Source organism: Neisseria sp. HMSC067G12, assembly GCF_001812725.1.
GTDB lineage: Bacteria > Pseudomonadota > Gammaproteobacteria > Burkholderiales > Neisseriaceae > Neisseria > Neisseria perflava.
This window is the reverse complement of sequence record NZ_KV810182.1, coordinates 380,794-397,092: the sequence shown is the minus strand read 5'-3', so window position 1 is coordinate 397,092 and position 16,299 is coordinate 380,794. Positions and strand designations below refer to the sequence as shown.

Sequence of the window (16,299 nt, the reverse complement as noted above, 5' to 3'; positions counted from 1 at the left end):
ACGGCCGTTTTCTCAACAAAACTGTCCACTATCCAGGAGAGCATCCGATGAAACACCTTCACGATTTACCAGCTTGGTCAAAATTATGGATACATTTTGACGAAACCAAAGAACAACACATGCGCGAAATGTTCGAGCAAGATCCCGAACGTGCCGAGCGCTACTGGCTGCAGGTTGGTGGCCTGACTTTGGATTATTCTAAAAACCGTATCAACGACGAAACCATGTCGCTTTTGTTCGAGTTGGCGCGTGAAGCAGGCGTACCGGAGCGGATGCAGCAAATGTTCCACGGCGAAAAAATCAATACGACGGAAAACCGCGCCGTACTCCACGTCGCCCTGCGCAACCGCACCAATGCCCCCATCGTCGTAGACGGTGAAGATGTGATGCCTAAGGTCAACCATGTCCTGCAACGCATGGGCGAGTTCGCGCATGAAGTCCGCAGCGGCAGCTGGTTGGGCTATACCAATCAAGTCATTACCGACGTCGTCAACATCGGTATCGGCGGCTCCGACCTTGGCCCTCTGATGATGTGTACCGCGCTCAAGCCTTTCGGCCATCCGCGCCTGAACATGCACTTCGTCTCCAATGTGGACGGCTCCCAACTGCGCGACGTATTGTCCAAAGTCCACCCTGAAACTACGCTGTTCATCATTGCGTCCAAAACCTTTACCACCCAAGAAACCCTGACCAACGCCCTGACCGCGCGTAAATGGTTCTTGGATCATGCAGGCGATGAAAGTGCCGTGGCCAAACACTTCGTTGCCGTATCGACCAACCAAAAAGCAGTTGCCGAATTCGGTATCGATACCGCCAATATGTTTGAATTTTGGGACTGGGTCGGCGGACGATACAGCCTGTGGTCGGCCATCGGCCTGCCGATTATGCTGTATCTCGGCGAAGAAAACTTCATCGAAATGCTCAACGGCGCGCATCTGATGGACCAACACTTCATCAATACGCCGCTAGAGCGCAATATGCCCGTCATCCTCGCCCTTATCGGCATCTGGTACATCAACTACTACGGCGGCGGCAGCCACGTTATCGCGCCTTACGACCAACATCTCCACCGCCTGCCCAAATTCATCCAGCAGCTCGACATGGAGAGCAACGGCAAACAAGTTACCCTTGACGGTAAACCGGTCGGTTACGAAACTTCCCCGATTATTTGGGGCGAAACCGGTATCAACGGCCAGCACGCCTTCTTCCAACTGCTGCACCAAGGTACGCACATCACGCCGATTGACCTCATCGCCTCTCTTGAAAAACGCAGCAATTTGCAAGGCCATCACGAAATCCTGTTGGCCAACGTCTTTGCCCAAGCCGAAGCCTTTATGCGCGGCAAAACGCCTGACGAAGTCCGCGCCGAGCTTCAAGCCCAAGGCATGGAAGCAGAGCGTATCGAAGAGCTGGTTCCGCACAAAACCTTCTCCGGCAACCGTCCAACCAACCTCATCCTCATGGACAAAATCAACCCGCGCAATATGGGCAGCCTGATTGCCATGTACGAACACAAAACTTTCGTTCAAGGCATTATTTGGGGCATCAACAGCTTTGACCAATGGGGTGTAGAACTCGGCAAACAACTGGCCAAAACCATTCTTGCCGAATTGACCGGCGAGACCGAAGTGCAAAAACACGACAGCTCCACTACACGCCTGATTAATCTTTATTTGAACGCCAACAAATAAAGCATTTATTTAAAGCAAAGGCCGTCTGAAATTTTCAGACGGCCTTTTGTTTTATTCCGGATCATCCGTAAACGCATTTTCCCGAAATATCGGTACAAACGTGAAAAGATACAGTACGAACACGGCGATGGTCAGAAGCGCAGGAACGGTAATGAAAAATATCGGGTTCACGTTCATCAAGAAAGCGCGCGAGACGGCAGTCATAAAGAGCAGGGGGACGGCAATGCGGCAGAGCTTAGGGTAGTCGAGTTTGGTAAAGCCACTGTGCCACAGTCCGGCGGTCAGCCACACCATCATCACGCCACCCATCATGCCACCGAGGGTAATCAGGTGTAATGGGGCGGAGGAGGGCAGATTTTGCAGTTTCTCCACGCCTGTCCACAGATAGCCTGCGGCGGCAAAGAGTTGGAGCAGGTAATAAGTGCGGACGTAGTGTTTGCGCAGGAGTTCGTGATGGTGAAGCTCACGCAGCTTGGCGAGCAGGATGAAGCCGACGGCAAGCGCGGTAAAACCGGCGGTTTGCGCGGGCAGCCAAAGTTCGGCGGCGGCGTGCAAGAGCAGGAAAGTAATGGCGATGTTTTTATAAACGATATTTGGAATAAAAACAGGGTCTTTCAGACGGCATTCTTTAAGGGCTTCCGCGCCCAAAAGAATGCTGACGCGGACGGATACAAACATGACCGCCGCCATGTTCAGATGTACTTGAACGCGCAGTAAGTTCAAATCGCCAGTTGCGGCGTAGGCCGTCTGAAAAATAGTAAACGCGGCAAGCAGCATTAAGAGGGCGAAGTTGTCAGTATTGCGGTCGAGCCAAATCAGCCAGGCGCAAAACAGCAGCAATACCAGCCAATAGGCGGCAACGAAAAACGAGGCAGTTTGCGGCGAAAAGGGCAGTATGGCAGATGCGGCGAGCAGTAATGCCGCCATCAAAGTAGCGACAGGTTTCAGACGACCTTTATAACCCGTCCATTCGAGCATGGCTGCAGTCAGGAAGCCGCCGTATGCCGCAGGCAGCATGAGTTCTAAGAAGATTTGGCGGTGCAAAATGACGGCACCGAGGCTGATGAAAAACACCAACGCGCCGAGTATGGCAAACACCGCCGCACCGACGAAAAACGGCCGCATGGGGTGGGTGAAAAACTTATTCATGATTTGGCTTGATTCTGCATGAAGATGCTTTCGGATATAGATTTATTGGGAGGACAGGGTTGTATCTTGTATTGAAGAAGCAAGCCGAAGGTTTGTCAGATACTCAAATGCCCGTATCATTCATATTATTGATATTATTGTTTGAATTGTATTATTTTCAATAATAATAAATAATCCTAAACCAATATAAATAACAGCCATTATCCAACGACTAAACTTCTCTACAATTTCACCAACACCTGAAATATTAGCCAATCTTTGTGCTGTATATACTAAAACAAAAATCAATATTAAAAATACAAGAAGAGTAACTAATAAGTCGACAAGATCTAAAGTCACAAAGTAAGGAACAAAAAGTCCAATATTATCTGCACCACAACTAGCAACTGTAACCAAAGCAACAATACCGACTAATTTTGACAACCCTTTTTCATCCAATTCTTTTTTAGCTCTTTTTTCGCCCTCACAATCGTCGTAAATAGCAACTTTAATACCTAAGTAAATCGGTATTAAACCTAATAAACCCAACACCCATTTTTCCGGAACATAATGCAAAACAAAAGCTAGAAATAAACTAACTAATATTAAAATTACAGAACCTAAATATTGTCCGATATAAATATCTCGATATTCTTTTCTAGTATTTGCTCTAGCAAAAAATATTAATAGTATTACCAACAAATCTACTGCTGTAGCAATATATAAAACAGCAGCAGTAATCACAGTCGAAAACATAAAGCACCTCATAATGAATCCCCTGCCCCCTTGGCACCACGGCTTTTTCAAAAACCGAATCGCGTTCGGATAACAGATTCGTATCTTTCGCTAAAGAGGCAAGCCTGCGGCTTGCTTACCCTCTCCCTAGCCATCTCCCACGGGGAGAGGGAATTGGGCTGTCGAGCCTGAACATTTTCAGGTTTACCTGACATCTGATTCCCAATTCTACGGCTCTCTGATTTTGAGAAACCTGATCCCCTTTCCCCGTGGGAGAGGGTTAGGGAGAGGGCAACGAACCGCAAGGTTTGTCAGAAATTTAAATTCCTATCACTCATAATAATGAATCCCCTGAAACTCTCTTGCCACCACGGCTTCTTCAAAAGCCGAATCGCGTTCGGACAGCGGCGTAGGCAGGGTAATCACGTTTTGCACGTTCATGCCCTTAGTGGAAAGCAGCATGATTTCATGGCTCAGGCGTGCGGCTTCGAAGCGGTCGTGCGTTACCAGCATACACGCCATGCCCTGCCGCTCGATTTTTTCTACCAGCATGGCGACCAAAATATCGCGCAAATCGCGGTCCAAACCGACGAACGGCTCGTCCAGCAAGGCAAGGTCGCAGCCGCACAGCAGCAGGCGCAAAAATGCTACCCGTTTCGCCATGCCGCCGGACAATTCGGTCGGATATTTGTTCAAATCGCCCGCAGTCAGCCCGACTTTCGCCGCCAGCGCGATGATTTCGCCTTCATCGGGTTTGTCCATAAAAATAGCGATATTCTGCATCGCGGTCAAGTTTCCCGGCAGGCGGTTTTCCTGAAATAGAAAACCCGTTTTGCGGAAAGTATTGCGTATCGTGCCCGATTTCGGCGTTTCCAAGCCCGCAATCAAACGCAAAACCGTCGTCTTGCCACAGCCGCTCGGCCCGAACAAAGCTTTCACTTCGCCATGTTGCAGGTTCAAACTGAAATCGCGCACGATGGGGTCGCGGAGAATTTCAAAACGCACGTTTTCAAGACAGAGCATCATCTCCTCCACGGCATAAACAAAATTTCCAAAGGTTTGGTAATCAGGTATTCAAACAGTGACACAAACACGATAACCAACACCACATAAGCCATCACCGTCGAAGTCTCCAGCATCGCCCTTGCGTCTGCAATCCGCGCGCCCACGCCTTCGCTCGCGCCCAAGAGTTCCGCCATAATCACCACCTTCACCCCCATCGCCACCGCCACGCCGACACTGGAAATCACATAACCCGTCAGATGCGGGATATACAGATAACGGATTTTTTTCAGACGGCCTAATTTATAAGCGTCAAACAATTCCTCATGCTGCTTGTTCACGCTCGCCATCCCGACCGCCGCACTCGCAAACGTCAGCGGCGCAACCAACACAATAATGGTAAACAACACGCTCGGATTGCCGAAACCGAACCAAAACAGAGCCATCACCACCCAAATAATCGGCGGCATCGCCAACAAAATCGTAATCACAGGCTTGAGCAACGCCATCGCCGTCTTAAAACTGCCTGCCACCAGCCCCGCCGCCAATCCTGCTACCAAAGCAATCGAAATCCCCACCACCGACCGCCACAGCGAAATCCCGATTTCGTTTTCCTGAAAATGTTTCAATAAAGCCAAAGATTTTTGAAACACCTCCACCGGCGCAGGCAGCATAAACTCGCCGAACACGGCACTGCCCCACGCCCACAACGCCACCACTACCATCGCCACGCCTAGACCGGCAAAGCCGCTCCAAAGGTAGTCGATGATGTAAAACAGCGCAGGCTGCGGTTTGCGGATTTTGTCGGTTTTAATCATGGTTTGGGTGTTGGTTTGTCGTTATGTTTTGGCAAGGATAGGCCGTCTGAAAAAAGTAGGTCGGATACTCGTATCCGACAGCCCCCATTTAGCCGAAATGTCGGATTCAAGAATCCGACCTACGCTGCTGATAATGTCCTAACAGGCCGTCTGAAAAATGATAAGTCAAATTTCAATGGCTTTCACTATTTTCAGACGGCCTCTCTCCTCTTTTAAGCTAAGAAGAACCCGTTATCCGGCAGCTTGCCGCCCAAGAGTTTCGGGTTGAACTGCATCAGGATTTCGTAAAACTTCAAAATCTCGTTCTTCACTTCGCTGCCTTTGGTTACCGTCAGCCGCGCGCCGTCCAAGCCCATGACTAGGGCGGGTTCGGGGGCGGGGAGGTAGTTTTTGCCGATTTTCGCGGCGCTCTGACGGTTGGCGAGTATCCAGTTGAGCGCGTTTTTCAAATCCTGATGGAAGATGTCGAACTGCGCTTTGTGTGCGTGGAAATATTCTTCGTTGGCGATGATGCCTGCCATCGGAATCAGCGGTTTGGTGTCAAACGCCTGTCCCCATGCTTTCACCAAGTCAAATCCACGCACGACGTTTACGCCCATGGTTTTGCCTTTAAGTAGGCTGGCGGTTGCCATCGGTTCGGGCAGGATGGCAGCGTGGTAGTCCTTGCTCAAAAACAGTCCGACTGCTTCCGGCGGCGTGGCGGTGTAAGTGATGCCGACTTTGTGCGCGTCGATTTTCAGTTTTTTCAGTAAGGCTTGCAGCACGATGTCGGGCATATCATTTTTAAACGGTACGAGGATTTTTTTGCCGACCAAATCCTGAGGCGAGGCAATCGCACTGCCTTTGCACATCAGCTGCGTGATGCCGTTGGTCAAAATATTGACCATGCCGACTTTCTGCCCTTGGTTGCGCAGGTTTACGCCGACATTGCTCGGGCTCATCATCACTTTAAATTGTCCGCTTGCTACGCCTGCGCGCAGTTGGTCGGGCGAACGCCAGATTTTCAGCGATACATCTGCCTGTTTCGCCAGCTTGCCTTGCAACGCCGCTACGGCAATGGTTACGCTGGGCATTGCCGGTGCGCCGTACACGGTAAATTGTTCTTTACCGGCTGCCAACAATGAAGGCGAAACGCCTGCGGCTGCCAGAGCGGCGGTCATTTTTAAGAAATCGCGTCTTTTCATGTCCATTTTTTATCTCCTAATTCTTAATAAGCCAGTGTAGGCATTCTTTCAGACGGCCTGATTTTAAAAAGCCGCATGCAAACTCAACCAATATGTCCTGCCCGGTGCATACACCACACTGGGCGACAGGGCGAGGACGTGGTCGCCGCTGATGTGTTCGGCGTATTTTTTGTTGAACACGTTGTTTACGCCCAAGCGCAAGCCGTATTTGTCTTTGATGTTTACGCCTGCGTAAAGGTCGGCAACGGTAAAGCCTTTGGCGGCTTCGCGTTTGTCTATGCCCAGACCTCTTGCCGCGTCAAAATCGCCGCGCGTTTGTTTGGCGACAAAGCGTGTTGCTGCGCCGATGTTGTAGCTGCCGTGGGCAAAGTAGTTTTTGTAGTCGGCTTGGACGGCGGCTTCAAACGGACGGATTTGATAGAGCGGCCTGCCGTCGGTTTCATTGTGTCCGTAGTTGTAGGTGGCTTTGATGCCTGCCGCCCAATGCGGATTGAAGTTGTAACGCGCGTAGGCTTGCGCGGTAAACAATCGTGCATCCACGTTGCGTGTGATGATGCCGCTGCCTTTGGAAGCCGTGCCGCTTTGTCCGTGTGCGCGGTCAAAAATAATCAGGTCTTTGACTTTGTCCGCCACAAGTGTGCCGCCCACGTTCCAGCCTGCGCCTGCCAACGAGTTCATATAGCCGTTGTAGTAGTCGTTGCGGCTGTCGGCGGTGAGCTTGATGCGGTTGTGTTTTTCGGTTTTCAGCAGGGGATTGCCTGCGATGGCGGCGGCTGGGTTTTGGTTCATCAGCATGCCGTTCATACGGTTTTGCACGATGGCGGCAAGCGAGTTGAAGCGTTCGGTGTTGTCGCCGATGCGTTCTAAGTGAGCAAGGGAAACGCCGTATTTTTGCGTTTCAGACGGCGTAAAATCGTATTTGAGTTCACCTGAAAAGGCATGACGGCGCACTTTGCCGTTGAAGTCGTAGCCGTAATGGGTTTTCCAGATTTGCTGCGATGAGGCGAAGGCAAGGTTGCGGTTCATCGGATGGGCGGGTTGCGCCGTATTTTTGCGTACGTCCGCTTTGTTGATTTCGTAGCTCAAACCCAAGCCCAGTTTGTGTCGGTCGTCAAACTTGTAAGACAAGGTATCGGCAATGCGCCAGCGGTCGAGGTGTACATCGGCGAAACGGTAGCCGTTGAGGAAATCGCGCATGGCGGTGTGGGCGTTGCGCTCGCCGTTTTGGCTGTCGTTGCGGTAGCTAACGGCGGCGGTGTTGTGGAATTTGCCGAAGTTCGCATCGTGTTTGAGCGAGAAGTCGTACACTTTGCGGTCAAGCTCTACGAATACTTGCTGCGGCGTATTGTTTTGGCGCAGGGAGTAATTGTCGGCATGGCGTTTGAGTTTGATGATGCCTGCTTCCGCGCTGACCGTATTGCTCAAATCGGCATTGCCCCAACGCGCGTTGAGTTTGGCGATGTGGCGTTCGGTATCCAATGCGTCGTTGACGAACTGCGGTTGGCGGTCGTTGTTGATGTCGTCGTGTAGGTAGGTGAGGCGGTATTCCTGATTTTCAGACGGCACGAAACCGAGTACCAAAGCTTGATTAAAACGGCTATATTTCCAATCGGTCTGATTGCTGTCGCCGTCTTTATAGCCGTTGGCCTTGGTGTGATTGAGGTTGACCACGCCGTACACTTTTGCTCCACGCGCTTGCGCGGTAACGGAATTGTAAAAACTTTTGCCGTAGAAGCCGCTGTTTGCTTTCAGCGGACGGAAGGCTTGGTCTATGTTTTCGGTAACAAAGTAATGATCGCTGCGGTCGGTGCGGTCGAATTGGTTTTCGGGGAAATAGCCTTGTGCGGCGGTTGGTGCAATCGGTTTGGGAGGGGAGAAGGTTTTGACAGGCTGGATTTCGTCTGGGTCTGCCAAGGTTTCGGCAAAGCCGTTTGCGGCGGCAAAACTGCTCATTAACAAGCAAATCAAATGGTTTTGTTTCATGATCTATATCCTGATAATCATTTTTATTTATTATGCTCTTAGAGAGAAGCAAAGTAAAGAAACGATAAGGTATTTATTGTCGATAAACACCTAGCGCAAAATACAAATCGGCAAGAAGGAGAATTTTTAGAAGAGGGGAGTGGCGGCGCAGGTTGTATTTGCTCCGAAATCGGGTTTTGTCTACTATTAATATTTCAGGGTAATAAAGCAAAAGGCCGTCTGAAAACCCCTCTCTTTTCAGACGGCCTTTTGCTGGGTATAATAAATTTAAGAATCATTATTATTTCTGTTTAAATATAGGAGAAACGCATGAGTACCCGTACCGAACACGACACCATGGGCAATGTCGAAGTCCCGTCCGAAGCCTATTGGGGCGCGCAGACCCAGCGCAGCCGCAACAATTTCAAAATCGGCGGCGAAACCCTGCCGCAGCCGTTGATTTATGCTTTGGCGCTGGTAAAAAAAGCCGCAGCCGCCACCAATGTTTCCCTCGGCAGGATTAAGCCCGAACAGGCAGATTTGATTACGCAGGCGGCAGATGATGTGTTGAACGGCAAGCTTGACGGGCAGTTCCCATTGGTAGTGTGGCAGACCGGCTCCGGCACGCAGTCCAATATGAACATGAACGAAGTGCTGGCGAACCGCGCCAACGAAATCGCTGGTACGGGTTTGGCAGCGTACCAGCCCGTCCATCCCAACGACCATGTGAACCACGCGCAATCGACCAACGATGCGTTCCCGACCGCCATCCACGTTGCCGCCGCGATTGAAATCAACCGCCACCTTATTCCGGCGGTAAAAGCCCTGCGCGATACATTGGACAAAAAAGCCAAAGAATTCGCCCCTATCGTCAAAATCGGCCGCACCCATTTGCAGGACGCGACGCCGCTGACTTTGGGACAAGAATTTTCCGGCTACGTTTCCCAGCTCGATCACGGTTTAGGCCGTCTGAACGATGCGCTTAAAGACTTGTATGAACTCGCTTTGGGCGGCACGGCGGTCGGCACGGGCTTAAACAGCCATCCCGAATACGCCGAAAAAGCCGCCGCCAAACTCGCCGAACTGTCCGGCCTGCCATTTGTCAGCGCGCCGAACAAATTTGAAGCCTTGGGCGGACGCGATGCCGCCGTTGCCGCTTCGGGCGCATTGAAAACGCTGGCGGCAAGCCTGAACAAAATCGCCAACGACATCCGTTGGCTGGCAAGCGGCCCGCGCTGCGGTTTGGGCGAAATCAAAATCCCCGAAAACGAGCCGGGTTCGTCCATCATGCCGGGCAAAGTCAACCCGACCCAATGCGAAGCAATGACCATGGTGTGCTGCCAAGTGTTCGGCAACGACGTCACCATCGGCATGGCAGGCGCATCGGGCAACTTCGAGCTGAACGTCTATATGCCCGTTATCGCTTACAACCTCTTGCAATCCATCCGCCTGTTGGGCGATGCGTGCAACAGCTTCAACGAAAACTGCGCCGTCGGCATCGAACCCGTACCGGAAAAAATCGATTATTTCTTGCACCATTCTCTGATGTTGGTTACTGCGTTAAACCGCAAAATCGGCTACGAAAACGCCGCCAAAGTCGCCAAAACCGCCTATAAAAACGACAAATCGTTGCGCGAAACCGCCATCGAATTGGGCTTGTTGACAGGCGAAGAGTTTGACGAATTGGTCGTTCCTGCCGATATGGTTCATCCGCGTTAAGCTTTAATAATGAAACATGCCGTCTGAAAATGTTTTCAGACGGCATGTTTTTATGCTGCGCTTGTCTTTTCTTCGAATAGGGCAAAAATCATTGGCGTCAGATTGACGACCATTAGAAATATTATTGAGCTCAAAAATGTACGCCAGGCGTAATGCCACGCATCCTTTCTATCTGCTTGGGGTAGGAGCGATGCAGAATAGCGGTTGTGTAGGGTTTTTGCGGTGTCACTGTTTTCTAAATAGTCCAACGAAAGTACCAATAATTTGCCCGTGTCCTTATGCTGTAAGAATTTGGCATGTTCAACCCAGATGCCCGGCTTGGCGTGTTCGCATAAAGATTCAATGCCGACGCAAGAGGCTAAGCTGTTTTGGTTGTTTTGCAAAATCGACAGCTCGTTTTTTTCAGCCTGCATGGTGGCGGCGGAGATTTGATGAAGGTATACGCTCATGCCGTTGCTCTCTATTGCTTGAAAATCATGGAGCTGGCTGAATCCGCCATTTTCCCAGGCAACGAATACGGCATAGCATCCGCAGCATAGGCAGATCATAACCAATTTTAAGACAATGTTTTTCATCCTTGCTCCTTTTGTTTGAAGATGGCGGCAAAGTCAGGAGGCGTGTTTTCTCGTTTGAAGGTAAGTTTAGGTTTATCTGTTTTTATTGTGCGGTTGAGTGTAACACGGGTAATCAAAAGGCCGTCTGAAAATTTTCAGACGGCCTTTTATTATGTATTTAGATGGGTTTAAGCCAACAATTCACGCCAGCGTTTAATTTGGAAACGGACTTGTTCAGGCGCGGTGCCGCCCAAGTGGTTGCGCGCGTTTAAGCTGCCTTCGGGTGTTAGCACGCTGTAAACGTCGTTGGTAATCAAACCGCTGAAACCTTGCAAGACTTCAAGCGGCAATTCGCTCAAATCAACGCCAGCTTCATCGGCATGGCGCACGGCTTGGGCAACAACTTCGTGGCTGTCGCGGAAAGGCATGCCTTTTTTCACCAAGTAATCCGCCAAATCGGTAGCAGTTGCAAAACCCTGCATTACGGCGGCGCGCATGTTGTCGGGTTTGACGGTTACGCCGCGCATCATGTCGGCGTAAATGCGCAGGGTGTCGATAAGCGTATCGGCAGTATCAAACAAAGGCTCTTTGTCTTCCTGATTATCTTTGTTATATGCCAAAGGTTGAGATTTCATCAGGGTAACCAGGCCGATCAGGTGGCCAATCACGCGACCGGATTTACCGCGCACGAGTTCGGGTACGTCGGGGTTTTTCTTTTGCGGCATGATGGACGAGCCGGTGCAGAAACGGTCGGCAATGTCGATAAAGCCGAAACGCGGGCTCATCCACAAAATCAATTCTTCGGAAAGGCGGCTCAGGTGGACCATAATCAGAGAAGCGGCGGCCGTGAACTCAATGGCAAAATCGCGGTCAGATACGGCATCGAGTGAGTTTTGGCAGATTTGCTCAAATCCCAGCAGCTCGGCGGTAATTTCGCGTTGAATCGGGTAGGTGGTACCGGCAAGGGCTGCGGCGCCGAGCGGCATACGGTTGACGCGTTTGCGGCAGTCGACCATGCGCTCGAAATCGCGGCCGAGCATTTCAACGTAGGCGAGCATGTGATGCCCGAAGCTGACCGGCTGGGCAACTTGCAGGTGGGTAAAGCCGGGCATGACGGTTTCGGCGTTTTGTTCCGCCAAATCAACCAAGGCCGTCTGAAGGTTTTGAATCAGGTCTTGAATGACGGTAATCTGGTCGCGCAGCCACAGGCGGATGTCGGTAGCGACTTGGTCGTTGCGGCTGCGGCCGGTGTGCAGGCGTTTGCCGGCATCGCCGATTTTGTCGGTGAGGCGGCGTTCGATGTTCATGTGGACATCTTCCAAATCCAGCGACCAGGAAATCGTTCCTTCCTTGATTTCTGCTATAATCTCGGCCATGCCCTGACGGATGGCAAAGAGGTCGTCTTCGCTCAAAACGCCCGACTGTGTCAGCATTTGCGCGTGTGCCAGCGAGCCTTGGATGTCCCATTCTGCCAGCCGTTTGTCAAAATCAATCGAGCCGGTATATTTTTTGACCAGATCGGAAACAGGTTCGTTAAAACGGCCTGACCAGGTTTTGTCCTTGCTCATATCAGCATCCTTAAAATATAAATAAAAAACAGGGTCTACGTCTTCAATATAGCAGACCCGTCTATACATTATGAAAGAAAACGGTTGAAATCATGTCTATTATACGTCAAATAAACCAGAATTTCGCAGTGCCGGATTTGCGCAATTCCGCAACTTTGGTGCGCCTGCTTATTGTTTTATTAATCAGTTTGTTTATCTTTCCGTTGATGACGGTATCGGGTGTGCCTTATCCGGAACAGATTTTCCAACATTTTTCATGGGCTTGCCCCGTCATCCTCTTAATTTTACTCAAGGTCTATTTCTTACAGGCATTTGCGCCTTCCCTGCTTCGCTCGCAGTACAGCGTTGTGGTTTCCTACGTCTCCAACCTGCTGATTTTCTTGTTTGTCGATCTAGTGATTTTGAAGACGGAAATTTGGCTGCTGATTCAACACTTCTTCTTGCTGACCTTTTTTTGTTTCAGTTTCATGTACATCGAAGCAGCCCGTCGCAATAGCCTTGCGCCTTCCATTTCCGAAGCCAGACTGAGAGCGTTGACAGCGCGTATCCGTCCGCATTTCTTGTTTAACAGCTTGAATGCCGCCATCAGCTTAATCCGTCTGCGTCCGTATGACGCGGAGACTTTGCTGGAAAATTTGGCCAACTTGTTCCGCGCACAACTGCGCGACGGTAGTCAAAACAGTACCTTAGGACAGGAAATCGAGTGGGCGCAGGAATATATTGCCATCGAGCAAATCCGCATGGGACATATGCGCGTACAGGTCATGTGGCAGCACCATGCGCCTGATGATGCGGAAACACCGCATCTGTTGTTGCAACCGCTTTTGGAAAATGCCGTATTCCATGGTGTCGAATCTATCCACCGTCCAGGGATAATTACGGTATTAACAAAATTGGAAAAATCATCTATTTTCATCAGTATCGAAAATCCGTGCGGAACGGAACCCAACGAAAATACCAAGCCGCATAAAGGTAATTCTATGGCCTTGCGCAATCTGAAAGAGCGCCTGACTTTGATGTATGACACCGACGCGAAAATCAGATATATCCAATCAGACGGCCTGTTCCGCGTTGAAATCATATTGCCGTACCGTAAAAAATCAGCCGAAGTTTCCCGTCTGTTTGGCTAAAACGCCTAGAATAGGGCAGCTTTAGATAATTAGACTATTAACACATTAAATAAAATAGTTTAAATTTATTACACTTAGTAACATAACTGTTCCCATTTTTTGAAAACTGGTCTATGATACTTAAAAGGATTGTTTACAATCCTTAATTGCAAATCATTTGCAATTGTCCAGAAGAAAAAACAGAAAAAGGAACAAAGAGATGTTAGAAGCCTATCGTAAAGCCGCCACCGAGCGCGCCGCCCTTGGTATTCCCGCCCTTCCTCTGACTGCTCAGCAGACTGCTGATTTGGTTGAGCTGCTGAAAAATCCACCTGCCGGTGAAGGTGAGTTCTTGGTTGAGCTGTTGGCTCACCGCGTACCACCCGGTGTGGACGATGCCGCCAAAGTTAAAGCCTCATTTTTGGCTGCCGTTGCCGAAGGCAGCGCATCCAGTCCGCTGATTTCCCCTGAGTATGCTACCGAGCTGTTGGGTACTATGCTTGGCGGTTACAACATTCATGCACTCATCGAACTCTTGGACAACGACAAACTTGCGCCTATCGCTGCAAATGGTCTGAAACACACTCTGTTGATGTTTGACTCTTTCCACGATGTTCAAGAAAAAGCCGAAAAAGGCAACAAATACGCGCAAGAAGTATTGCAATCTTGGGCAGATGCCGAATGGTTCACTTCTCGTGCCAAAGTTCCAGAAAAAATCACTGTTACCGTCTTCAAAGTCGACGGTGAAACCAATACAGACGACCTCTCTCCTGCACCTGATGCATGGAGCCGTCCTGATATCCCTCTGCACGCGCTGGCTATGTTGAAAAACCCGCGCGACGGCATCAATCCTGACAAACCGGGCGAAGTCGGTCCGATTAAATTGTTGGAAGAACTCAAAGCCAAAGGCCATCCGGTTGCTTACGTTGGCGACGTGGTCGGTACCGGTTCTTCACGTAAATCTGCTACCAACTCCGTGATTTGGCATACAGGCGAAGATATTCCGTTCGTACCGAATAAGCGTTTCGGCGGTGTGTGCTTGGGTGGCAAAATTGCTCCTATTTTCTTCAATACTCAAGAAGACTCCGGCGCATTGCCGATTGAAGTCGATGTATCTGCTCTGAAAATGGGCGATGTCGTCGATATCCTGCCTTATGAAGGCAAAATCGTGAAAAACGGCGAGATTGTTGCCGAGTTTGAATTGAAATCACAAGTATTGCTGGACGAAGTGCAAGCCGGTGGCCGTATTAACCTGATTATCGGTCGCGGTTTGACTGCCAAAGCGCGCGAAGCACTGAAATTGCCTGCTTCTACCGAGTTCCGTCTGCCTCAAGCGCCAGCTGAAAGCAAAGCCGGTTTCACATTGGCTCAAAAAATGGTTGGTCGCGCCTGCGGTTTGCCGGAAGGCAAAGGCGTGCGTCCGGGTACTTACTGCGAACCACGCATGACTACTGTCGGCTCGCAAGATACTACCGGCCCGATGACTCGCGACGAATTGAAAGACCTGGCTTGCTTGGGCTTCTCAGCAGATATGGTGATGCAGTCTTTCTGTCACACCGCGGCTTATCCAAAACCTGTCGATGTGAGAACTCATAAAGAATTGCCTGCTTTCATCTCTACCCGTGGCGGTGTATCCCTGCGTCCGGGTGATGGCGTGATTCACTCATGGCTCAACCGTCTGCTGTTGCCTGATACAGTCGGTACAGGCGGCGATAGCCACACCCGTTTCCCTATCGGTATTTCTTTCCCTGCAGGTTCGGGCTTGGTTGCTTTCGCAGCAGCCACGGGCGTAATGCCGCTTGATATGCCTGAGTCTGTATTGGTACGCTTCAGCGGCAAACTGCAACCGGGCGTCACCCTGCGTGACTTGGTAAATGCAATTCCGTTGTACGCGATTAAACAAGGTTTGCTGACTGTTGCCAAAGCCGGTAAGAAAAACATCTTCTCCGGCCGCATCCTCGAAATCGAAGGCCTGCCTGATTTGAAAGTGGAACAAGCCTTTGAATTGACTGACGCGTCTGCCGAACGCTCTGCTGCTGGCTGTACCGTGAAGCTCAACAAAGAGCCGATTATCGAGTACATGAAATCCAATATTGTGTTGATGAAAAACATGATTGCCGACGGCTATCAAGATTCACGCACTTTGGAACGCCGTATCAAAGCCATGGAAGCATGGTTGGCAAATCCTGAATTGCTCGAAGCGGATAAAGATGCCGAATACGCCGCCGTGATTGAAATCAACATGGACGACATTAAAGAGCCGATTATTGCTTGCCCGAACGACCCTGACGACGTGTGCTTCATGTCTGAACGCTCCGGCACCAAAATCGACGAAGTGTTCATCGGTTCTTGTATGACCAACATCGGCCACTTCCGCGCCGCCTCCAAACTCTTGGAAGGCAAGAGCGACATCCCGGTACGTCTGTGGATGGCACCGCCGACCAAAATGGATGCGAAAGAGTTGTCTGACGAAGGTCACTACGGTGTACTCGGCCGTGCAGGCGCGCGTATGGAAATGCCGGGTTGCTCATTGTGTATGGGTAACCAAGCGCAAGTACACGAAGGTGCGACTGTAATGTCCACTTCTACCCGTAACTTCCCGAACCGCTTGGGTAAAAACACCTTTGTTTACCTCGGCTCGGCTGAGTTGGCGGCAATCTGCTCCAAACTGGGTAAAATCCCGACTGTTGAAGAATACCAAGCCAATATCGGCATCATTAACGAGCAGGGCGACCAAATCTACCGCTACATGAACTTCAATGAAATCGACAGCTACAACGAAGTAGCCGAGAAAGTGAATGTTTAATATAGCAAGGTAAACCGATTTTC

Annotated in this window: 12 protein-coding genes; 4 read left to right on the top strand and 8 right to left on the bottom strand. The window is 50.3% G+C overall.

Annotated elements, in window-relative coordinates:
* Window positions 1–47: 47 nt before the first annotated feature.
* Complete coding sequence (gene pgi / locus HMPREF2871_RS01920) at window positions 48–1,691, top strand: glucose-6-phosphate isomerase (RefSeq protein ID WP_049344390.1); 1,644 nt, start codon at window positions 48–50, stop codon at window positions 1,689–1,691.
* A 51-nt stretch (window positions 1,692–1,742) separates the two neighbouring features.
* On the opposite strand, the gene HMPREF2871_RS01915 is transcribed toward pgi, so the two are convergent.
* The 6 genes from HMPREF2871_RS01915 to HMPREF2871_RS01890 form a co-directional block, all read right to left on the bottom strand.
* Window positions 1,743–2,840, bottom strand: a complete 1,098-nt coding sequence (locus HMPREF2871_RS01915) for an NnrS family protein (protein WP_049344389.1) — start codon at window positions 2,838–2,840, stop codon at window positions 1,743–1,745.
* Between the two features lie 120 nt (window positions 2,841–2,960).
* Window positions 2,961–3,575, bottom strand: coding sequence for a CadD family cadmium resistance transporter (locus tag HMPREF2871_RS01910; RefSeq protein WP_036491903.1), 615 nt, complete (start codon window positions 3,573–3,575; stop codon window positions 2,961–2,963).
* A gap of 309 nt (window positions 3,576–3,884) precedes the next feature.
* Window positions 3,885–4,577, bottom strand: coding sequence for an ATP-binding cassette domain-containing protein (locus tag HMPREF2871_RS01905; protein ID WP_009310824.1), 693 nt, complete (start codon window positions 4,575–4,577; stop codon window positions 3,885–3,887).
* Window positions 4,577–5,374 (bottom strand): ABC transporter permease, encoded by a 798-nt coding sequence (locus tag HMPREF2871_RS01900; protein ID WP_049344387.1) that lies wholly within the window; start codon window positions 5,372–5,374, stop codon window positions 4,577–4,579. Before HMPREF2871_RS01900 ends, HMPREF2871_RS01905 begins: the two co-directional genes overlap by 1 nt.
* Window positions 5,375–5,586: 212 nt before the next feature.
* The gene (locus tag HMPREF2871_RS01895) at window positions 5,587–6,564 is read right to left on the bottom strand and encodes an ABC transporter substrate-binding protein (protein ID WP_049335420.1); all 978 of its coding nucleotides are present in this window, start codon (window positions 6,562–6,564) and stop codon (window positions 5,587–5,589) included.
* Between the two features lie 57 nt (window positions 6,565–6,621).
* Complete coding sequence (locus HMPREF2871_RS01890; RefSeq protein WP_049335422.1) at window positions 6,622–8,541, bottom strand: TonB-dependent receptor; 1,920 nt, start codon at window positions 8,539–8,541, stop codon at window positions 6,622–6,624.
* A gap of 309 nt (window positions 8,542–8,850) precedes the next feature.
* Here HMPREF2871_RS01890 and fumC point away from each other — a divergent pair, with 309 nt between their 5' ends.
* Complete coding sequence (gene fumC / locus HMPREF2871_RS01885) at window positions 8,851–10,239, top strand: class II fumarate hydratase (RefSeq protein WP_004519360.1); 1,389 nt, start codon at window positions 8,851–8,853, stop codon at window positions 10,237–10,239.
* A gap of 50 nt (window positions 10,240–10,289) precedes the next feature.
* On the opposite strand, the gene HMPREF2871_RS01880 is transcribed toward fumC, so the two are convergent.
* Both HMPREF2871_RS01880 and argH read right to left on the bottom strand, forming a co-directional pair.
* Window positions 10,290–10,814, bottom strand: a complete 525-nt coding sequence (locus tag HMPREF2871_RS01880) for a hypothetical protein (RefSeq protein WP_004519361.1) — start codon at window positions 10,812–10,814, stop codon at window positions 10,290–10,292.
* 167 nt (window positions 10,815–10,981) lie between these two features.
* Window positions 10,982–12,361 (bottom strand): argininosuccinate lyase, encoded by a 1,380-nt coding sequence (gene argH / locus HMPREF2871_RS01875; protein ID WP_049344385.1) that lies wholly within the window; start codon window positions 12,359–12,361, stop codon window positions 10,982–10,984.
* Between the two features lie 92 nt (window positions 12,362–12,453).
* Here argH and HMPREF2871_RS01870 point away from each other — a divergent pair, with 92 nt between their 5' ends.
* Both HMPREF2871_RS01870 and acnB read left to right on the top strand, forming a co-directional pair.
* Entirely contained in the window at window positions 12,454–13,491 is a 1,038-nt protein-coding gene (locus tag HMPREF2871_RS01870) for a sensor histidine kinase (RefSeq protein WP_049344383.1), read from the top strand.
* 199 nt (window positions 13,492–13,690) lie between these two features.
* On the top strand, window positions 13,691–16,276 hold the full coding sequence (acnB, locus tag HMPREF2871_RS01865; protein WP_049344382.1) for a bifunctional aconitate hydratase 2/2-methylisocitrate dehydratase: 2,586 nt from the start codon (window positions 13,691–13,693) through the stop codon (window positions 16,274–16,276).
* Window positions 16,277–16,299 lie beyond the last annotated feature (23 nt).